At 74.1% G+C, this 19,539-nt stretch carries 20 protein-coding genes; 8 read left to right on the top strand and 12 right to left on the bottom strand.

Going from position 1 to position 19,539, the window contains the following annotated elements:
- Genes AB0D32_RS16690 through AB0D32_RS16670 form a run of 5 tightly spaced genes read right to left on the bottom strand, consistent with a single transcriptional unit; the run spans position 1 to position 5,578 of the window.
- A complete protein-coding gene (locus tag AB0D32_RS16690; protein WP_357090469.1) occupies positions 1-984 on the bottom strand; it encodes an ABC transporter ATP-binding protein in 984 nt (327 codons plus the stop codon).
- The gene (locus AB0D32_RS16685; protein WP_357090467.1) at positions 981-1,958 is read right to left on the bottom strand and encodes an ABC transporter ATP-binding protein; all 978 of its coding nucleotides are present in this window, start codon (positions 1,956-1,958) and stop codon (positions 981-983) included. The genes AB0D32_RS16690 and AB0D32_RS16685 overlap by 4 nt, the downstream gene beginning before the upstream one ends.
- Before the next feature lie 2 nt (positions 1,959-1,960).
- On the bottom strand, positions 1,961-2,878 hold the full coding sequence (locus AB0D32_RS16680) for an ABC transporter permease (protein WP_357090465.1): 918 nt from the start codon (positions 2,876-2,878) through the stop codon (positions 1,961-1,963).
- Positions 2,875-3,963, bottom strand: a complete 1,089-nt coding sequence (locus tag AB0D32_RS16675; protein WP_357090463.1) for an ABC transporter permease — start codon at positions 3,961-3,963, stop codon at positions 2,875-2,877. The genes AB0D32_RS16680 and AB0D32_RS16675 overlap by 4 nt, the downstream gene beginning before the upstream one ends.
- A 7-nt stretch (positions 3,964-3,970) precedes the next feature.
- The gene (locus AB0D32_RS16670; RefSeq protein ID WP_357090461.1) at positions 3,971-5,578 is read right to left on the bottom strand and encodes an ABC transporter substrate-binding protein; all 1,608 of its coding nucleotides are present in this window, start codon (positions 5,576-5,578) and stop codon (positions 3,971-3,973) included.
- Positions 5,579-5,871: 293 nt separating this feature from the next.
- Here AB0D32_RS16670 and AB0D32_RS16665 point away from each other — a divergent pair, with 293 nt between their 5' ends.
- The 5 genes from AB0D32_RS16665 (at position 5,872) to AB0D32_RS16645 (ending at position 10,353) form a co-directional block, all read left to right on the top strand.
- Entirely contained in the window at positions 5,872-6,408 is a 537-nt protein-coding gene (locus AB0D32_RS16665; protein WP_357090459.1) for a helix-turn-helix domain-containing protein, read from the top strand.
- Between the two features lie 73 nt (positions 6,409-6,481).
- The gene (locus AB0D32_RS16660; RefSeq protein ID WP_357090457.1) at positions 6,482-7,402 is read left to right on the top strand and encodes a dihydrodipicolinate synthase family protein; all 921 of its coding nucleotides are present in this window, start codon (positions 6,482-6,484) and stop codon (positions 7,400-7,402) included.
- The gene (locus AB0D32_RS16655; RefSeq protein ID WP_357090455.1) at positions 7,399-8,586 is read left to right on the top strand and encodes an FAD-dependent oxidoreductase; all 1,188 of its coding nucleotides are present in this window, start codon (positions 7,399-7,401) and stop codon (positions 8,584-8,586) included. Before AB0D32_RS16660 ends, AB0D32_RS16655 begins: the two co-directional genes overlap by 4 nt.
- Before the next feature lie 43 nt (positions 8,587-8,629).
- On the top strand, positions 8,630-8,890 hold the full coding sequence (locus tag AB0D32_RS16650; RefSeq protein WP_357090453.1) for a (2Fe-2S)-binding protein: 261 nt from the start codon (positions 8,630-8,632) through the stop codon (positions 8,888-8,890).
- Positions 8,887-10,353, top strand: coding sequence for an NAD(P)/FAD-dependent oxidoreductase (locus AB0D32_RS16645; protein ID WP_357090451.1), 1,467 nt, complete (start codon positions 8,887-8,889; stop codon positions 10,351-10,353). The genes AB0D32_RS16650 and AB0D32_RS16645 overlap by 4 nt, the downstream gene beginning before the upstream one ends.
- 93 nt (positions 10,354-10,446) lie before the next feature.
- Here AB0D32_RS16645 and AB0D32_RS16640 read toward each other — a convergent pair whose 3' ends face one another.
- From AB0D32_RS16640 to AB0D32_RS16615, 6 genes are all read right to left on the bottom strand, one after another.
- Positions 10,447-11,526, bottom strand: coding sequence for a magnesium and cobalt transport protein CorA (locus tag AB0D32_RS16640; protein ID WP_357090449.1), 1,080 nt, complete (start codon positions 11,524-11,526; stop codon positions 10,447-10,449).
- 86 nt (positions 11,527-11,612) lie between these two features.
- Positions 11,613-12,233, bottom strand: coding sequence for a class F sortase (locus AB0D32_RS16635; RefSeq protein WP_357090447.1), 621 nt, complete (start codon positions 12,231-12,233; stop codon positions 11,613-11,615).
- A 94-nt stretch (positions 12,234-12,327) separates the two neighbouring features.
- A complete protein-coding gene (locus AB0D32_RS16630) occupies positions 12,328-12,816 on the bottom strand; it encodes a hypothetical protein (RefSeq protein WP_357090445.1) in 489 nt (162 codons plus the stop codon).
- A 332-nt stretch (positions 12,817-13,148) separates the two neighbouring features.
- Positions 13,149-13,988, bottom strand: coding sequence for a metalloregulator ArsR/SmtB family transcription factor (locus AB0D32_RS16625; protein WP_357090443.1), 840 nt, complete (start codon positions 13,986-13,988; stop codon positions 13,149-13,151).
- Between the two features lie 108 nt (positions 13,989-14,096).
- Positions 14,097-14,987 (bottom strand): NAD(P)-binding domain-containing protein, encoded by an 891-nt coding sequence (locus AB0D32_RS16620; RefSeq protein ID WP_357090441.1) that lies wholly within the window; start codon positions 14,985-14,987, stop codon positions 14,097-14,099.
- Entirely contained in the window at positions 14,984-15,868 is an 885-nt protein-coding gene (locus AB0D32_RS16615) for an NAD(P)-binding domain-containing protein (protein ID WP_357090439.1), read from the bottom strand. The genes AB0D32_RS16620 and AB0D32_RS16615 overlap by 4 nt, the downstream gene beginning before the upstream one ends.
- Before the next feature lie 139 nt (positions 15,869-16,007).
- Between AB0D32_RS16615 and AB0D32_RS16610 the strand changes: the two genes are divergently transcribed.
- Positions 16,008-16,343, top strand: a complete 336-nt coding sequence (locus AB0D32_RS16610) for a helix-turn-helix domain-containing protein (protein WP_357090437.1) — start codon at positions 16,008-16,010, stop codon at positions 16,341-16,343.
- A 55-nt stretch (positions 16,344-16,398) separates the two neighbouring features.
- On the top strand, positions 16,399-16,935 hold the full coding sequence (locus AB0D32_RS16605) for a GNAT family N-acetyltransferase (protein WP_357090435.1): 537 nt from the start codon (positions 16,399-16,401) through the stop codon (positions 16,933-16,935).
- 104 nt (positions 16,936-17,039) lie between these two features.
- On the opposite strand, the gene AB0D32_RS16600 is transcribed toward AB0D32_RS16605, so the two are convergent.
- Complete coding sequence (locus AB0D32_RS16600) at positions 17,040-18,149, bottom strand: hypothetical protein (RefSeq protein WP_357090433.1); 1,110 nt, start codon at positions 18,147-18,149, stop codon at positions 17,040-17,042.
- Positions 18,150-18,308: 159 nt separating this feature from the next.
- Between AB0D32_RS16600 and AB0D32_RS16595 the strand changes: the two genes are divergently transcribed.
- The gene (locus tag AB0D32_RS16595) at positions 18,309-19,535 is read left to right on the top strand and encodes a lycopene cyclase family protein (RefSeq protein ID WP_357090431.1); all 1,227 of its coding nucleotides are present in this window, start codon (positions 18,309-18,311) and stop codon (positions 19,533-19,535) included.
- Positions 19,536-19,539: the final 4 nt, after the last annotated feature.

Here is a 19,539-nt window from a genome sequence, read left to right as displayed (position 1 = left end):
CTACGCGGCGGGCACGGTGGTCGGCGCCACCGTGGGGTCGTTGAGCCAGCAGGCGGCGCTGCGGCCGCCGAGGTCGAGCGTGGGCGGCTGCTCGCCGCACGGCCCGAAGGCGTGCGGGCAGCGCGGCCGGAACCGGCACCCGACCGGCGCCTGCGCCGGGTCGGGCACCTCCCCGGCGAGCGTCCTGGGCAGTTGCGGGTGCGGGCCGATCTGCGGCACCGCGTCGATCAGCGCCCGGCTGTACGGGTGCCGGGGCGAGTGCCACAGCTGGCGGGTGGGTGCGGTCTCGACGATCCGGCCCAGGTACATCACCGCCGTGACGTCGGCGATCTCGTGCACCAGGGACAGGTCGTGCGAGATGAACAGCATGCCCATGTCCAGGTCCCGGACCAGCCCGACGAGCAGGTTGACCACCTGCGCCTGCGACGACGCGTCCAGCGCGGTGACCGGCTCGTCCGCGATGATCATCCGGGGTTCCGGTGCGAGCGCCCGGGCGATCGCGAGCCGCTGCCGCTGCCCGCCGGAGAACTGGTGCGGATACCGCTGGGCAGCCGCGGCCGGCATACCGACCCGGTCCAGCAGGTCGGCGACCCGCGCCCGGCGGGCGGCGCCGGTCACCGTGTCCGGCACCCCGTCGAGGAGTTGGGCGCCGATGGTGCGCCGGGGGTTCAGCGACGCGTACGGATTCTGGAAGACCATCTGGAGCCCGACCTCCGGCCCCGGCCGGCGCCGCCAGCCGAGCGGGGTGACCGGGCGGCCGGCGAACCGGATCGTTCCGGCGCTCGGCGCGGCCAGCCCGACCGCCACCCGGGCCAGCGACGACTTGCCGCAGCCGGACTCGCCGACCAGGCCGACGATCTGGCCGGGCGCCACCTCCAGGCTCACCCCGGCCACGGCCCGGACCGGCCCCCGGCCGCGCGGCTTGTACTCCACCTCGACGTCGCTGATCTCGAGCAGGCTGCCCGACCTGACCGGCTCATTCATGCCGCCACCTCCAGCTGCGGACGGACCACGCAGGCCACCGACCGGTCGGTGCCGGCGGGGGACAGCGGGGGAGGCGCGGTGCCGCAGGACGGCTCGGCGTACCCGCACCGGGGTTGGAACGGACATCCGGGCGGCGCCTGCCCGGGCGCCGGTGGCCCGCCCGGGATGGGCCGCAGCGTGCCGACGGCCTGGGTGCCGTGCGGGCGGGCACCGAGCAGCGCGGCCGTGTACGGGTGGCGCGGCGCGGTGAGCAGCGCCCCGGTCGGCCCGGTCTCCACCACCCGCCCGGCGTAGAAGACGTACCCGCGGGTGGTGAGCGCGCTGAGCACCCCGAGGTCGTGGGTGATGAAGGCGACGGCCAGCCCGGTCTCGGCGCGCAACTGGTCCAGCAGCGCGAGGATGCCGGCCTGCACCGTCACGTCGAGCGCGGTGGTCGGCTCGTCGGCGATCAGCAGCCGGGGGCGGGCGGCGAGGGCGATCGCGATGGCCGCCCGCTGCCGCATGCCGCCGGAGAACTGGTGCGGGTAGGCCCGCACCGCCCGCTGCGGGTCGGGGATGCGGACCTGGTCGAGCAGTTCCACCGCCCGCCGGTCCGCCGCCCGTCGATCCAGGCCCAGGTGGACCTGCATGTGTTCGGTCAGTTGCCGGCCCACCGTGAGCATCGGGTGCAGCGCCGCGGTGGGGTCCTGGAAGACCATCGCGATTCCGGCGCCGCGCACCTTCTGCCAGCGCTTCGTGTCCAGGCCGAGCAGTTCGGTCCCGGCGAACCGGGCCGACCCGGTGACCTTGGCGCCGGCGGGCAGCAGCCCGAGCAGGGTCTGCGCGGTGAGGCTCTTGCCGCACCCGCTCTCTCCCGCGATGCCGACCATCTCGCCCTCACCGACGGTGAACGACACGTCGTGCAGGATCGGCAGCGGCCCCGTGGGGCCGGGCAGGGTGACGGCCAGGGAGTCGACCTCGAGCAGGGGTGGCATTCTCAACGTCCCTTCGCGTAGCGGGGGTCGATCCGGTCGCGCAGCGCGTCGCCGAGCACGTTGAAGGCCATCACCACGGTGAGGATGGCCAGGCCGGGGAACACGCTGACCCACCACATGGAGAGGTCCTGCGACCCGAGGGCCACCATCGAGCCCCACTCGGCGGCCGGCGGGCGGGGGCCGAGGCCGAGGAAGGAGAGCGCGGACAGCAGCAGCACGGCGTTGCCGAGCTCCAGGGTGGCCAGCACGATGGCCGGCCCCACGCTGTTGGGCAGGACGTCGCGGCGCAGCGCGCGGATCGGCCCGATGCCGAGCAGCCGGGCGGCGCTGAGGTAGTCCTCACCGCGCATGGTCAGCACGGCGCTGCGGATGACCCGGGCGTAGACCGGCCAGGAGACGATGACCAGCGCGAGGACGGCGTTGCGGGTGCTGGGCCCGAACGCGGCGGTCACCGCCATGGCCAGGATGATCTGCGGGAACGCGAAGACCAGGTCCGTCAGGCGCATCAGCGCCTCGTCGACGAACCGTCCCACGTAGCCGGCGACCAGGCCGAGCAGGCCGCCGATCAGCAGGGCGAGCGAGACGATGGCGAGCGCGAGCGGAATCGACAGGCGGGAGCCGTGGACCACCCGGCTGAACACGTCCCGGCCGAGGGAGTCGGTGCCGAACCAGTGCGTGCCCGACGGCGGGGCGTACGCGTCCGGGCTCTGCGCCAACGGGTCGTACGGCGCGACGACCGGGGCGAACAGCGCCGTCAGCAGCCACCCGCCGAGGATGACCAGGGCCGCCAGGGCGATCGGCTGCCGCCAGATCGGCCGCCCGGTCGAGCGACCGCGCAGCCGGCCCAGGAACCGACGCCGGGCCAGCGCGTCGGTCGCCTTGGGATCGGGCGCCACGGGGTCGGGTGCGAGTGTGGTCATGACAGCCGGATCCTCGGGTCGATGAGCCCGTACAGCAGGTCGACGGTGAGGTTGACCAGCGTGTAGACCAGCGCCACGAACAGGCTGACGCCGAGGATCGCGGGCAGGTCCAGCGCCGTCGCGCTGCGGTACGCGTACTGGCCGAGGCCCGGCCAGCCGAAGATGTTCTCCACCAGCACCGTGCCGGAGAGCAGCGAGGCGAAGGCCAGGCCGGAGACGGTGATCACCGGGACCAGGCCGGCCCGCAGCAGGTGCCGGCGGAACACCACCCGGGCGGGCAGGCCCTTGGCGTACGCGGCCCGGATGTAGTCCTGCTGGAGCACCTCCAGCATGGAGGAGCGGACGAACCGGACCAGCATCGCCACGGTCAGGCTGGTCAGCACGAGCACCGGCAGGATCAGGTGCTGGGCGGCGTCCCAGGCGACGTCCCACTGACCGGCGAGGGCGGCGTCGACCGTGTACATGCCGGTCACCGTCGGCGGCGGGCTGAAGTCGGTGGAGAGCCGACCACCGCTGGGCGCCAGGCCGAGCTTGTAGAAGAAGACGTAGAGCACGACGAGCGACAGCCAGAACGGCGGCGTGGACAGGCCGAGCAGCGCGCCGACGCGGATCAGCTGGTCGGTGATCCGACCGTTGCGCACGGCGGCGAGCATGCCGATCCCGGTGCCGATCAGCAGCGCCAGCACCATGGTGGGGATTGCCAGTTCCATGGTCGCCGGCACGTACTGCAACAGGTCGTCGGCCACGGTGCGGCCGGTCTGCTGGGAGATGCCGAGGTCACCCGTCAGCAGGTTGCCCAGGTACTGGAAGTACTGCACGTACAGCGGCTGGTCCAGACCCCACTTCTCGCGGAACGCGGCCACCGTCGCCGGGTCGTTGAGGGCCTGGTCGGAGAGGTTGGCCGTGACCGGGTCGCCGGGCACCACAGTGACCAGGCCGAACGTCACGATCGTGACGCCCAGCAGCAGGCCCGCCGTGATCGCCACCCGCTTGGCCAGGAACACCAGCAGCGACCGGTGCGGCCGAGGCCGGGACGCGGTCGTGGTGACCGCGCCCGGCTCGGCGTCGTCGACTGTCGTCGTCATGAGGTGGTTACTCCCGGCCGACGGCGGCCAGGTCGACCTGCCAGCCCGCGGCGGTGTAGTCGGTGCCGGTCAGGTCGCTGCTCGCCACGACGGTCGAGGAGTTGTTGGCGAGGACGATGTACGGCGAGGCGGCGTTCATCGCCCGCTGCCACTCCTGCATGGCGGTGGCCCGGGCGGCCAGGTCGAGGGTCTCGGTGACCTTCTTGCCGGCGGCCACGACGGCCGGGTCGGCCCGCTCCACCGTCCAGCCCGAGCGCAGCGCGGTGGCCTGGCCGGGGGCCATGTTGTTGATCAGCGAGTCGGCGACCGGGTAGTTCAGGCTCTGCGGGGTGAACCCGAGGGCCATCTTGCCCGTACGCATCTCGTCGAGGAAGGTGGTCAGCGGCTGCGGGGTCAGCTCCAGCTTGATGCCGGCCTCGGCGGCGTCGCCCTGCACCTTCGTCGCGACCGTGCCCAGGTCGACCCCCTTGTAGGTGATCGCCGGGTAGTTGAACTTGACGGTGGGGTTGGTCAACCCTGCCTCGGCGAGCAACGCCTTGGCCTTCGCCACGTCACGCTTCGACTCCTCGCCCTCGGGCAGCGCGCCCGGGTAGGCCGGGGCCACCAGCCCGGCGCCGGGGGCGGCGCCCTTGCCGTACAGGCCGGCGATGCCCTGGTAGTCGATGGCGGCGCGCAGCGCCTGGTTGAACTTCGCGTTCGAGCTCACCGGGGACACGGCCGGGTCGGCGTTGAGGAAGAGGAAGTACACGGTGTCCTGCATGGCCGAGGTCTTCAGCGTGTCCGGCAGCCCCTCCAGCAGCTTGCCGGAGATGTCCAGCGCGATCTCCGAGCCGCTGGCCCGCTGCATGGTCAGCTTCTGGGTCTGCACGTCCATGTTGCGCAGCACGACGCGGCTGAACTCGGGCTTGGTGCCCCAGTAGTTGGGGTTGGCCTCCAGCACCACCTGCGCCGACGGGTCGTACGACTTCAGCACGTACGGGCCGCTGCCGATGGAGTTCGTGTCGAGGTACTGCTGCGCGGTGTCGCTCTTCGCGGCGTCCGCGGCGTCCGTCGCGCCGTGCTCCTTGGCGACCTTGGAGTTGACCACGCCGGTCGAGGGCATCGCCAACACGACCGGGATGTTCGGGTCGGCGGTCGCCGAGGTGACCACCACGGTCCGCTCGTCGGTCTTGGCGACCGTGAGGCCGCTGACCATGACCGCCGGGCTGGCCTTGACGTTCTTCAACCGGTTGAGGGAGAAGACCACGTCGTCGGCGGTCAGCGGGGTGCCGTCGGAGAACTTCACGCCCTCGCGGAGCTTGAAGGTGAAGGTCTTCGCGTCGGCGGAGGCCTCGTACGACTCGGCCAGCGCGGGGACCGGCTTGCCGACGTCCGAGCCCTTGAAGGTCAGCAGGGTGTCGTACAGGGAGTGCACGGCGGTGAGGCCGGTGGCCTCGTAGATCCGGCCGGGGTCGAGCGTCTTGAGGACGAACGAGGTGTTGACGGTGAGGGTCTTGGCCGAACCGCCGTTACCGTTTCCTCCGCTGCCGCCCGCGCTGCACGCGGTGCTGGAGGCTGTGACCAGCGCCGCCAGAGCGATCGCTCCGACGCGGAGCCGGCGAGGGGACACCGACATGCTGTTCCTACCTTCGTATGGGCCGGCCCGCGCGGGACGGGCTCTGGGGTTGTCGCGCCGACGTCGCCGGTGACGCCGAGGCCGGGGCCAACCGATGGCGGCTCTCGGGGCTTCGCCCGTAGACCGTCATGGGGTTGGATGTATCCGGACGGGACTCCCTGTCCGGTTCGTGCCCCGACGTCGCTTGTCTAGTTACGCCAAACACGTTCGCCTTGTGTTTGACCATGCTAGACAGCAGCGTATAGTTACGTCAAACATTTCTAGCCACACTGTTCTGGAACGAGGAAAGACGCATGCTCGGTGACCAGCTCCGCGACCTGCGCCAGCAGCACTCCCTCACGCTGCGTCAGCTCGCGGCCGCGGCCGACGTGTCACCCGCCCTGCTCAGCCAGATCGAGAATGGCGCGACAGACCCCAGTTTGGCCACTCTGCGTAAGCTTGCCAAGGTTTTCGACACCTCCATCGCGGCGTTGTTCTCCGAGCCGGACGCCCCGTTGGTGCACATCAGCCGTCCCGGCTCGCGGACCCGGCTCGCCGCCCCTCCGGGGCAGATCGCCTACGACCGGCTCACCCCGGGGCGGGGCGACCTGGAGGTGCTCGAAGCCGAACTGGCACCCGGCGACGCCAGCTCCGGCGAGCCCTGGGCGCACCCCTCGACCGAGTGCGCGATCGCCGTCACCGGCGAGATCGTCGCCGAGATCGGCGGCGAGAAGCACGTGCTGAAGACCGGCGAGGCGATCACCTTCGACTCCCGGCTGCCCCACCTCTACCGCAACGCCAGTGACCAGCGGGCCCGGTTGATCATCGCGGTCACCCCGCCCACCCCCTGACCCACCCGGCACGTCACCCGGCCCGCGTCACGCACGCGGGCGGTACGACGCCGCCCGTCGAAAGGACCCCGCAGTGGACCGCGACAGCGTCGACTGGTTCGGCTACCTGCCGGCCGTCACCACCCCGTTCACCGCCACCGGCGAGCTCGACCTCGCCGCCTGGCGCGGCCAACTGGACTGGCTCGCCGCCGAGCGGCTGCACGGGATCATCGTCGGGGGCACCACGGGCGAGTGGTTCAGCCTCACCGAACAGGAACGCGCCGCGCTGTTCCGGACGGCCGCCGAACAGGTCGGCGACCGCCTCACGGTGCTCGGCGGCTGCAACGCGTACACGCCGGCCGAGGCGATCCGGCACGCCGAGGCCGCCCGGGACGCCGGCCTGCACGGCATCCTGCTCACCCCGCCGCCGTACGTGGTGCCCACCCGGTCGGAGATCGTGGCCTTCTACCGGACCGTCTCCGAGGCGGTCGACCTGCCGCTCTGCGTCTACAACTGGCCCCGCGGCACCGGCGTCGACCTGGACGCCGACCTGCTGTCGGAGCTGAGCGAGCTGGACACCGTGGTGGCGGTCAAGAACTCCACCCCGGACTTCGGCGGATTCGTCCGCAGCCTCGTCGCCCTGCGCCACCGCGTGCGCTACTTCGGCATCCCCACCAACGAGGTCGGCATCGAGCTGATGACCACGATCGGCGGCGACGGGCTGATGGGGGCCGGCGCCGTGCTCGGCGCCGACCACCCAGACTTCTTCCGCGCCCTGCGCGCCGGGGACCTCGACCGGGCCCGGGTCCTCGGCGCCCGCGACCGGGTGATCATGGAGGACTGGTTCGGGCCGGACTACGGCGCCCGGTTCGGCAACGCGCAGGCGATCATGAAGTACGCGCTCACCCTGCGCGGCGTGCCGGCCGGTCACGTCCGCGCGCCGCTGCTCCCGCTGACCCCCGCCGAACAGGAGCGCGTCCGAGCCACAATGACCCAGCTCGACCTGCTCCCATGACTTCGTACGACACGGCGGTCATCGGCGGCGGCCTCCTCGGCTGCGCGACCGCCTGGCATCTGGCCCGCGCGGGCAACCGGGTCCTGCTCGTCGAGAAGGACCAGGTGAACCGGCACGCCTCCGGGCAGAACGCGGGCAGCCTGCACTTCCAGCTGGAGTTCCGGATGGTCGAGCACGGCGACGACGCGGCCCGCGCGGCGGCCCGTGCGCTCCCGCTGCACCTGGACGCGATGCGGTCCTGGGCCACCGTCGAGGACGAACTCGGCGAGCGGTGCGGGGTGTCCCGCACCGGCGGGCTGATGCTCGCCGAGACCCCGGCGGAGATCGCCGTGCTGGACCGGAAGGCGGCCCTGGAACGTGAGTACGGCCTCGACGTCGCCGTGCTCTCCGGCCCGGAGCTGCGCCGGTTCGCGCCGTACCTGGCGGACACCGTGCTCGCCGCCGGTCACGTGCCCGGCGAGGGCAAGGCGAACCCCCGGCTGGTCACCCCGGCACTGGCCCGGGCCGCCGGCCGGTACGGCGCCGTGCTGCGCACCGGTTGCCGGGTCACCGGGCTGCACCGGCGCGGCCGGCACTGGGAACTGCGCACGGGAACCGGGCCCGGGGACACCGCCGGGGAGACCCACCTGGCCGACACGGTGGTGCTCGCCGGCGGGGTGTGGACCGCCGAACTGGCCGCGATGGCCGACGTCCGACTGCCGGTCTTCCCGGTCGGGCTGACGATGAGCGCCACCGCCCGCAGCCAGCCGTTCCTGCCGCACCTGATCCAGCACGTCGGCCGGCGGCTGTCGATGAAGCAGACCGAGGACGGCAACGTGCTGATCGGTGGCGGATGGCCGGCCAAGCTGGTCAGCCGGGCGGGACAGGTCGACCTGGAGACCAACCCGGAGCTGCGGTACGAGTCGCTGGTCGGCAACGCCGACGCCGCCCGGGTGGTCCCGGCGGTGTTCGACCTGCCGGTGATCCGGACCTGGACGGGCATGACCACGCTCACCCCGGACCACCTGCCGCTGATCGGCGCGATCCCGCGCCGGCCCGGACTGTTCGTCGCCACCGGCGGCTCGGCCTTCACCCTCGGTCTCACCTACGCCCGGCTCCTCGCCGGCATGGTCGTGACCGGCGAGCCCGACCGGTCGATCGAGGACTACTCACCCGCCCGCTTCGGAGCGCTGAACTTTGTCTGAACACCGCCCGTCGAACCCCGCGGACGCGCCGAGGCGCACCCCGATGGTCCGACCCGAGCCGGTCACCATCGAGGTGGACGGGCGGACCGTTCCCGCCCACCCGGGTGAGTCGCTGGCCACCGCGCTGCTCGCCGCCGGTGAGCGGGCCGTCGGCACCACGCGCGGCGGCGCCCGCCGGGCGCCCTACTGCAACATGGGAATCTGCTTCGAGTGCGTCGTCACCGTGGACGACGTGCCCTGCCAGCGTTCCTGCCTGATCCGGGTACGGGCCGACATGCGGGTCCGCACGGCGGTGCCCCGGTGAGCGCGCCCGACGTGGTGGTGGTCGGCGCCGGCCCGGCCGGGCTGGCCGCCGCCGCCACCCTGGCCCGGCACGGCGCCACCGTCACCGTCGTCGACGAGCAGGAACAGCCGGGCGGGCAGATCTACCGCCAACCGCCGGCCGGGTTCACCCCGCCGGCCGGATCGTCCGCCGCCGGCCGGGCGCTGCTGGCCGAGGCCGGCGCCGCTCCCGGGGTCCGGTGGCTCGCCGACACCACGGTGTGGGGCGTCCTCGGCACCCGGGCCGGCCTCGACGGGTACGCGGGAGACCAGCCCCCGCCGGGCCGCTACCGCGTCGCCACGCACGGCCCGACCGGCGTCCGCCTGCTCGAACCCCGGGCGGTGCTGCTCACCGCCGGCGCCTACGACCTGCCGGTGCCGTTTCCGGGCTGGACCCTGCCGGGAGTGCTCACGGCAGGCGGGGTGCAGACGTTCGTCAAGGCACAGGGCCTGCTGCCGGGCGGCCGGTTCGTGCTGGCCGGTGGACACCCGCTGCTGCTGGTCGTGGCCGCCCAACTGGTCCGGGCCGGTGCCCGGGTGGTCGAGGTCGCGCTGATCCAACGTCGCCGTGACCTCCTGCCCGGACCGGCCGGGCTGGCCGCCGTGGCGGGCGCGGGCGGCAAGATCGCCGAGGGCGTCGGCGCGCTGCGCGTCCTGCGGCGGGCGGGCGTGCCGGTCCGGTTCGGCACGGTGGTACGCCGCGCCGTCGGCGACCCGGACCTGAGCACGGTGACCCTCGCCGAGGTCGGCCCCACGGGGGTGCCGGTGGCCGGGACCGAACGGGACGTGCCCTGCGACGTGCTGGCGCTGGGATACGGCTTCGTTCCCTCCGTCGAGCTGGCCCGACAGGCCGGTTGCGCGGTGACCTGGGATTCCCCCGCGGGCGGCTGGGTGGTCCGGCACGACGAGTGGCTGCGGACCTCGGTGCCGCGGATCGCGGTGGCCGGTGAGCTGACCGGCGTCGCGGGTGCCGAGCAGGCGGAGGTCGAGGGCCGGCTCGCCGCCCTCGGCGTGCTGCGCGACCTGGGGCTGCTCGACGAGCGTCGGGCCGCCACGTTGGCCCGCCCGGTCCGCCGGGAGTTGCGCCGCCGGCGACGCTTCGTCACGCAGGTGCTCGACCGTTTCGCGCCGGACCGGGCGGCCCTGGGCAGCCTGGTCACCGACGACACCGTGCTCTGCCGGTGCGAGGAGGTGCGGGCCGGCGACGTGCGCCGCGCGCTGCGGGCCAACCCACACCTCGGCACCGCCAACGCCGTGAAGCTGGTGACCCGCGCCGGGATGGGCCTGTGCCAGGGGCGGTCCTGCCAGCCGGGCCTCTGCCAGCTCATCTCCACGCTGACCGGCCGGGGGCCGGAACAGGTCGGGGCGTTCACCGCGCAGGCGCCGGTCAAGCCCGTCCCGCTGCGCGCCCTCGCGGTCGGTGACGAACCGCCCGCCACGGACTGACCGGGAACGCCCGGAGGCGGGCGGACCGCCTGCCGGGTCGCCGGCAGCCCGGGCGACGGGAGGGCGCCGCTTCCGCCCGATGGCCGTACGTGGTCAGAGCCAGCCCGAGCGGCGGAAGAGGCGGTGCAGGGTGAGCGCCGTCAGCGCCATCAGGCCGAGCGCGGCGGGGTAGCCGTAGCGCCAGCCCAGCTCGGGCATGCTGGCGAAGTTCATGCCGTAGATCCCGGCGATGCCGGTCTGGGTGGCGGCGATGGCGGCCCATGCGGCGATCTTGCGCATGTCGTTGTTCTGGTCCACCGCGAGCTGCGCCAACCGGGACTGGAGGATCGAGTTGAGCAGGTCGTCGTACGCGGCGACCCGGTCCACCGCCCGGGTCAGCCGGGAGTCCACGTCGGCGAACCACCGCCGCAGGCCCCGGGGTGGGTTGTCGGGGCGCAGGTCGAGCAGCGAGCGCAGCGGCGCCTGCAACGGCAGCACCGCCCGCTTGAACTCCACCACCTCCCGTTTGAGCTGGTAGATGTGCTGGATGTCGGCGGACCGGTCACGGGCGAAGACGGTCTCCTCGACCCGTTCCAGGTCCCGCTCGACGTGCCCGGAGACCTCCAGGTAGAGGTCGACCATCCGGGAGCAGACCGCGTACGCCACCGCCCAGGGGCCCTCCGCGAGCACGGCCGGGCGGTGCTCGATGCCGGCGCGAACCGACGTGAGCGCGCCGGCGGCACCGTGCCGCACGGTGATGACGAAGCGGTCACCGAGCACGACCATCACGTCGCCCGTGTCGATCACCTCGGAGGTGTCGGTCAGTTCGGCGTGCTCCACGTAACCGGCGGTGCGCAGCACCAGCAGGGTCACGTCCCCGTCGCGCCGCACCGTGGGGCGGTGGCCGTCGGCGAGGGTCTGCTCGACGGTCAGGTCGTCGAGCCCGAAGGCGCGGCCGACCGCCGCCATCACCGCCGGGTCCGGCTCGTGCAGACCCAGCCAGACGAAGGCGTTGCGGGTACGGCGGCTGCGGGCGTACGCGTCGACGTAGTGCGGGCGGCCCGGCTCGCGCCGTCCGGCGACGTAGACGGCGCAGTCGACGACGGCGTCGGGATTGGACCGTCGCGGTTCCGGCCCGCGCTGCCCGGGCACCGGTCGGCCGAGCAGCCGGTCGAACACGGCAGACAGACCCACACGTTCCCCCGCCCGCTGACCCACCCGTGCACCTCCGCCTCGCCGAATCCGCGCGGACACCGTACTCGTCCGAGTCGATCCGGGGGTCACGGCACCCGGGTGGCGAAGACGACGACGTTGTCGACGTAGTCGCCGCTGTCCCGGTCGAACCGGCCGCCGCAGGTGATCAGGCGGAGCCCGGCCGCGCCGTTGGGGCCGTAGACCAGGTCGGTGGGGAACCGGTCCTTCGGGTACGACCCGACGCCGTCGACGGCGAACGCGGCGACGCTGGCGTCGGCGCGGGTGACCCGTACGGTGTCGCCGACCCGCAGCCGGCCGAGGTCGAAGAAGACGGCGGGGCCGGCAGCGGTGTCGACGTGCCCGACGAGCACGGCGTTGCCGGTCTCGCCCGGGCTGACGCCGTGCCGGTACCAGCCGGCGAGGGTGGGGCGGTCCGGTGGCGGCACCTCCAGGCGCCCCTCGGCGTCGGCGCCCACCGGGACGATCCGCGCCCGTACGTCGATGGCCGGGATCCGCACGTCGACCGGTTCGGCCCGGTGCAGCGGCGGCACCGACGGCGCGGAGCGGCTCTGTGCGGGGGCGTCGGCGGCCTCCGGCCGGGGCGGGCGGGGCGGGATCGTCGACACCCCGACGGTGACCAGGCCGAGCCCGGTCGTGCCGAGCAGGACGATGACCGTGACCGCCCAGCCGGGCCTGTGCCAGGACACGATCCCACCTCCGTACGCGTTCGCCCGGGTGCCCGCACCGGCGGTTCGCCGGGGCGGGCACCCGTTCCAGGGATGGACGGCGTGGACCGTCGGGTCAGCGTGCGGCCGCGGCCATGTGGCGTCGGCGGCGGGCCAGGATCAGGGCGCCGCCGGCGGCGGAGCCGAGCAGGGCGCCGCCGGCGGCGAGTGCCCCGGTCCCGTCGGCGGCGTCACGGCCACCGGCCTGCGCCCCGCCGATCGGGGTGACGGTGAACGTGGCGCTGCCGGCCGCGCTACCGTCGCCACAGGTCGCGGCGACCGTGTAGGTGCCCAGGGTGAAGCCGGCGGTGAAGAGTTCGGCGCTCAGCCCGCCGCCGGCCGCGGCCGTGGTGGACCGGACGTTCTGGTCGCGGTCGGGGCCGGTGACGCGGAAGATCGCGTCGCCGGACTTCGGGTTGCAGGTCGTCGCGGTGAGCACGACCGTCCCGCCGACCGGGGTGGTGGCGGGTGACACGACGGTGTCGGCCAGCGCCGCGCCGGGGAGCAGGAGCGAGCCGAGACCCACGCCGACCGCCGCCGATACGAGAACTGTCTTTGCCTTCATACGCGTCTTCCCTCACTTTTCGTCCGCTGACTGCGTGGGACGTCGTTCGGGCGGCCAACTCCGTGACTGGCACCGGTGTGACCAACCCTAGGAGGGTTGGAGCCACGATCAGGTGAAAATGAGAATTCCTCGTTGCCGTCACGTGTCCACCCGGAAGGCGGAGGGAGCAGCGGAAACGCCGACACGGCCCGCCCGCGAGGGTTGGCCGTGTCGATGTCGTCGGGGTCTGGTCGCGGCCGGTTCGTCCTGCGGCGGCCGGCGGCAACGCCGGCTGTCCGGATGGGGCCGGCTGCCGCCGCCGCGTCTCGGCGTCCACCGCGGGGCGAACCCGGTCAGCCCCCCGTGGCCGCGCTCTCCGGCCGCGGCTCCGGCAGCGGTTCTCCCGTCTCCAACAGGGTCTTGAGGCTGGCCAGCAGCTCCGGCCATCCGCCGCTGCCGTCGAGCTGGCCGCTGACCGCCCGGTGCATCTCGCTGCCCGGCGAGAAGTCGTCGTGGGTGACGGTCAGCCGGACGAACCCGCCGTGCGGGGCGAGGTCGAAGGTGACCCGGGACCGGCGCTCGTCGAGCCGGGCCGCCAGCTCCTCGTCGGACCAGCCGAAGTGGGTGGCGTGCTCCGGCTGGAAGCCGTGCCAGCTGTAGGACAGCCGCCGGTACGGCTCGGCGGCCAGGACGCGCTGGCCGAGGTCGCGGAACTCGCCGCCCGGCTCGTCCTGCCAGCGCACCGGGGAGCCGACCTGCCAGTCGGACCGCAGTGCGACGCCGCCCCAGTAGCGGCGGGTGAACGCCGGCTCGGTCAGCGCGACCCAGAGCTTCTCCTGGGTGGTGTTGATGTAGGTGGTGTAGACGAACGTCGGGCTCTCCATCGGCTCCCGCTCCAGTGCTGTCCGTAGGTCGGCGAGCGCGCGGACCCGCGCCCGGTCGTAGCGGTCGATCCACCGTTCGGCGATGGCGTTGATCGGCACGGGATTGAGGTAGTGCAGCTTTTCCCGGCCGTGCCGCACGGTGGTCACCAGGTTGGCGGCCTCCAGCACCGCCAGGTGCTTGCTGACCGACTGCCGGGTCATGTCGAGCCCGGCGCACAGCTCGCGCAGGCTCTGCCCGTTGCGGAGGTTGAGGTCGTCGAGGAGCCGGCGCCGGCTCGGGTCGGCCAGTGCCCGGAACACGTCGTCCACCCTGCTCACCTCGCACATGCAGCCGTCCGGCTGCCTGTCAGGTTAGGCAACCGGACGGCTGCATGTCCAGCGTGTCGCCGTATCGACCCGCTCCGGCGGCGGGAGCGGTCAGGCCGGGCGGACCAGGCCGCCGCGCAGCAGCCCCACCAGCGCGGAGAGCCCGTCGTCGCCGTGGCCCCGGGCGACCGCCTCATCCAGCAGGTCGCGGATCGGCCGCATCAGCCCGCCGTCCACGCCCATGTCCCGGGAGGCCGTCAACAGGTTGCCGAAACTGGCGGCCTGCATCCGCAGGGACGATCCGTCGGCGTCGTGCTCGCCCGAGTCGACGGCTGCCGCCAGGGCCGGCAACTCCCCGAGCATGGCGGTCAGCCAACCGGTCGCCATCGGCGCGAACCCGCCCGCCGGACCGCCGGCCGCGCGGATCATCGCCGTGGCGTGCAGGAATCCGCCGAACATCCCGTACATGGCGGCGAGCAGGGCCAGATCGTGCACGGCCGCCTGGCCGGGGTCGGTGCCGAGCCAGTGGGCATCGCCGAACGACGCGAGGACGTCCCGCCAGTCGAGAAACGCGTCCTGGGCGCCGCTGTAGAGCACGAACGCGCCGGGCTCGCCGATCATGGACGGGACGGCCATGATGCCGCCGTCGACGGGCCTCGCGCCCTGGGCGACCAGCCACCGCGCCAACCGGCGGGCCTGCTCGGGGGTGCCGTTGGTCAGGTTGACGACCGTCCGTCCGGCCAGCCCCGGCGCCGCCTGCTCGAGCACCCGACGGGTGACGTCGTCGTCGAGGAGGCACACCACGACCAACTCACCCGCGGCGGTCGCCTCCGCGGCGGAGCCGGCCACGTCCGCCCCCGCCTCGGCCAACGCGACGGCCGGCCCCGGCGACCGGTTCCACACGGTCGTGGGGTGGCCGGCGGCGAGCAGTGCCCCGGCCAGTGCGCGCCCCATCGCGCCGAGCCCCAGCACGGAGACGGGCCGATCGCGCGGGGCGCTCACGCGCTCGCCTCCGCGTACACCCGGACCAGCCGGGAGAAGTCCTCGTCGCCGTGCCCGGCGCGGACCGCCCGGGCGACGACGGCGTTGGCCGCCCGAAGCGTGCCGGCGTCGATGCCGTGCCCCTCGGCCGCCTCGACGATGTGCGACATGGTGGCGGCGGCGGAGGCGATGGTGGAGACGTCGGCGGTGTGGTTTCCGGCATCGAGCCGCCCGGCCAGGTCGTCGACGAGGTCGGGCAACAGACCCGAGATCCCCTTGACGTACGGCCTGAGCTCGCTCGCCGTGATCCCCTCCGCCCCGGCCAGGGCGAAGGCGTGCGCGATGCCGCTCATCGCGGTCCAGAAGACGTCGAGCAGCGCCACGTCGTGGGCGGCGGCGCGACTCGGGTCCGGGCCCAGCCAGTCGGCCGACCCGCCCAGGCTCGCCAGGGTGTCCCGATGGGCGTGCCAGACCCGTTCAGGCCCGCTGTAGAGCACCAGTGCCCCGGCTCCGCCCACGGTGGGGGCCGGGGTCATGATCGCCCCGTCGAGGTAGTCGACGCCCTGCCCGGCGGCCCAGGCCGCCATCGTCCGGGCCCGTTGCGGTGTGTCGGCGGTCAGGTTCACCAGGGTGCGCCCGGCGAGGACGTCGGCCGCCGGCTCGACGATGGCACGGACGGCGGCGTAGTCGATGACGCAGGCGAGCACCAGCGGACTCGCCCGGACCGCCTCCGCCACGGTCGGTGCCCACCGCGCGCCGCGCGTCACGAGGGGATCGGCCCTGGCGGCCGTGCGGTTCCAGACGGTGGTGGGGTGGCCGGCGTCCAGCAGTGCGCCAGCCAGCGCCCGGCCCATCGGCCCGAGGCCCAGCACGGTCACCGGGGACAGGTCGCGGTCGGTCATGGGGTGCTCCTTCGGGAACGGGATGTCCGGCCCTTGCGCGTGCCGCCGGGCCGGTTCCATCCTGTTTCCGTACACGCGAAGCATCAAGTACCGACTATTTTCTCAGGTACCTACCTTTTGGTAAGTATGGGAGGGTGACGTGAAGAAGCGGACCTACACGTGCGGGCTCGACGCCGCGATCGACGTCGTGGGCGGCAAGTGGAAGGCGCTGATCCTGTGGGAGCTCGACCACGGTCCCCGCCGCTTCTCCGAGGTGCGGCGGGGGATCAGCGGGATCAGCGAGAAGATGCTGATCCAGCAACTGCGCGAGATGGAGACGTACGGGCTCGTGCACCGGGAGGTCTACCGGCAGGTCCCGCCCAAGGTGGAATACTCGCTCACCGACTTCGGCCGCTCCCTCAACGAGGCGCTGATGCCGCTCGGCGAGTGGGGCGAGCGGAACATGGCGACCATCGAGGCCATCCCCCGGGACTGACGAGCCGCCGCGAATCCCGCGTGCCCGGCGCCGGCCCGGCGGATAGGGTCGCGCGGTGACGGAGATCAGGACCGAGCGGCTGCTGCTGCGCGGCTGGCGGGAGTCCGACCTCTCGCCGTGGGCCGCGATGAACGCCGATCCCGAGGTGCGCGAGCACCTCGGCCCGCTGCTCACCGCCGAGCAGGCCGCCGCCTCGGCGCGGTCGTTCCAGGCCGACCTCGACCGGCTCGGCTACGGCTTCTGGGCCGTCCAGGTCCGCGACGGCGGCGCGTTCGTCGGCTTCGCCGGGCTGGACCGGGTCGACGACGGCGTGCCGGTCACCGGTGTGGAGGCCGGCTGGCGGCTCGCCCGTTCCGCGTGGGGCCACGGCTACGCCACCGAGGCGGCCCGGGCCGTCCTGCGGTACGGCTTCGACACCGTCGGGCTGCCGGAGATCCTGGCCATCACCACCGCGACCAACGCGCGTTCGCAGGCGGTGATGCGCCGCCTGGGTATGACCACCGACCCGACCGAGGACTTCGACGATCCGGAGGTCGACTCCGGTCCGCTGCGCCGCCAGGTCGTCTACCGCAGGCGGGCCGGGGACCGCTGAGCGTCAGGCGGAGCGGCGGCGCTCAGGGCCGAGCCGCCGTTCGCTCCGGTACCGCCCGGAGCTGCCGGTCGACGACGGCCGGCAGGGCGGCGTGCGTGGCGGTGTCAACCGCGACGGTCGGGATCGGTCACCCAGCCGGCGAGCAGCACCAGACCGGTGGGTCGGTGCACGGCGAGGAAGCCGAAGGGGCGGTCGACGTCGAGGCGTACCCGGCGCCTGCGCGCGGTGAGCCTCGGGGGCGCGGAGCCCGCCCGCGTGGAGACGGCGGTGACCACGGCGGCGCGGAAACCCGTCGCGCCGAACGTCGCGGTCGCGCTCTGCCGCGCCTGCGAGACGGCCAGGAGCCGGGCGATGCCGGGGAGGTGGTCGCCGTCGCCGGTCGCGGTGGCCAGCCCGAACAGCGCCGGCCGCTCCAGCAGGTCGTGGTCGGCGGAGGCGGTGAATCCCACGGTGCAGACGAGCAGCTCGGGCCGGTCGTCGTACGCGTCCACGACCTGCTCGACGACGCCGGGGCCGGCGGCGACCGGCAGCGCGGCCGGTGCGCCGATCGCGCCGATCGCGGCCGGCAAGACCTCCGCCGCCTGACGCTGCGGTGCGCCGAGGGCGAGCACCACGTCGACGTCCTCGGCGCCGCGCACGGTCAGCAGGCTCAACGGGCCGGCGGCGGTGTCCGCCGCGCGGAGCGCGTCGAGGTCGTGGCTGACCCGGCTCAGCCCGGCCAGCCGGCGCCCCTGCCACGGCCCGGCGACCGGCTGGCACCAGGAGCCACGGAACGGCTCGGCCCACCCGGTCCGCAGCGACAGCGCGCTGGCCAGGACCAGCGCCGTCGCCGGGGTGACCCGCACCGGCAGCTCGGGGACCAGGCCGTCGGTGTGGGTGGCGGCCCACTCGTCGAGGGCCGCCTGGTCGTGCACCGGATCGCCGGTCAGGTCCCCGCGCATGGCCGCCGGCACCTCCCGCAGCCACCGGTCGGTCAGGGGCAGGTCCCGTCGCGCCCAGGCGGCGAGGGCGAGTCGGGTGGTGGGGGAGCGGTCCAGGTCGAACCGGGCCGCGTCCGGTGCGACCGCGAGCAGTTCGTCGCGGGCGGGACCGGCGGCGTAGCGGGCGAGCAGCGCCAGCAGCGGGTAGACGCCGGCGCCGGAGAGGACCGTCTGGCTGTCGTCCAGGGTGGACGCCCAGCGGGCGGTGAGCGTGTTGGTGGCGGCGGTGCTCATGGGGCGGGGCGTCCTCCGGTGGGCGGCGTGACCGTCGCCCGGGGGCGACCGCTGGCACCCTACCGCCGCCCCGTCGCGGGGCCGGGATGGCCGAGGCCACGCGGGTGGCAGGGCCGGTCGGTGGCCGGGCGGCCGGGGCGGTGTGGCAGCGTGGGCGGCGTGAACACCGCCGCACCGCTGGACGTCGACCTGGCGCTGGTCGGCGGCGGCGGTGCCGCGTCGCTCGTCCTCGCCGCCCTGGACCGGCACGGCGTGCGCGGCCTGCGGGTCGCCGTCATCGACCCGGTCCACCGGCGCGGCCAGGACCGGACCTGGGCGTTCTGGGGGCACCCCGGCGGCGACCTGGATCCGCTGCTGGCCGCGAGCTGGTGCCAGGTGGAGGTGGCGACGTCCGCCGGCCGCCGCGTCCTCGATCTCGCCCCCCTGCGGTACGCCATGCTGCGCTCGGGCCCGGTCTACGACCGGGCTGCCGAGGCCGAGCGGCGGCTCGGGGTACGGCGGATCGTCGCGCCCGTCGACGCCCTGCACGACGACGGCGGGCACGTCACGGTCCACGCCGGCGGCGACGGGCCGGCCGTCCGCGCGTCCTGGGTGCTGGACTCCCGGCCCCGGCCGCCCCGGCGCCCCGGGCGTACCAACTGGCTCCAGCACTTCCGGGGCTGGTGGCTGGAGTCCGGCGTTCCGGTCTTCGACCCGGCGCGGGCCGTCCTGATGGACTTCCGCACCCCGCAGCCCGCCCGGGGCGTGTCGTTCGGCTACGTCCTGCCGGTGAGCGACCGGTACGCCCTGGTGGAGTACACGGAGTTCGGCCCCCGCCCGCTCACCGACGCCGGGTACGACGCGGCGCTGGCCGGCTACCGGGACCTGCTCGGCCTCGACCCGACCCGACTAAGGGTGCGGGAGGTGGAGAACGGGGTGATCCCGATGACCGACGGCCCGTTCGAGGCCCGGCCCTCGCCCCGGGTGGTCCGCCTCGGTACGGCCGGCGGCGCCACCCGCCCGTCCACCGGCTTCACCTTCTCCGCCATGCACCGACAGGCCGAGCAGATCGCCCGCGCCCTCGCCGCCGGCCGCCCGCCGGTGCCGGCGCCCGCGTACCCCCCTCGGCACCGCTGGATGGACGCTGTCGCCCTCCGGGCGCTGGACGGCGGCGGCGTCGGCGGGCCCGACTTCTTCGATCGGCTCTTCGACCGCAACCCCGCCGAGCGGGTGCTGCGGTTCCTCGACGGCGCCACGACCCCGGCGGAGGAACTGGCGGTGATGGGTTCCACCCGGCTGCTGCCGATGGTCGTCGCCACCGGCGGCGACGCCGTCGCCCGGCTCCGGGACCGCCTCCGCCCGGCCGGGCCGCCCCCGCGCACGGGGGAGCCGCCGGAGATTCGGTAGGTTG

It is taken from the genome of Micromonospora sp. NPDC048170 (genome assembly GCF_040652795.1).
In the GTDB taxonomy this organism is placed as follows: Bacteria; Actinomycetota; Actinomycetes; order Mycobacteriales; family Micromonosporaceae; genus Micromonospora.
The sequence above is the reverse complement of the archived record's forward strand: the minus strand, read 5'-3'. Positions and strand labels throughout refer to the sequence as shown.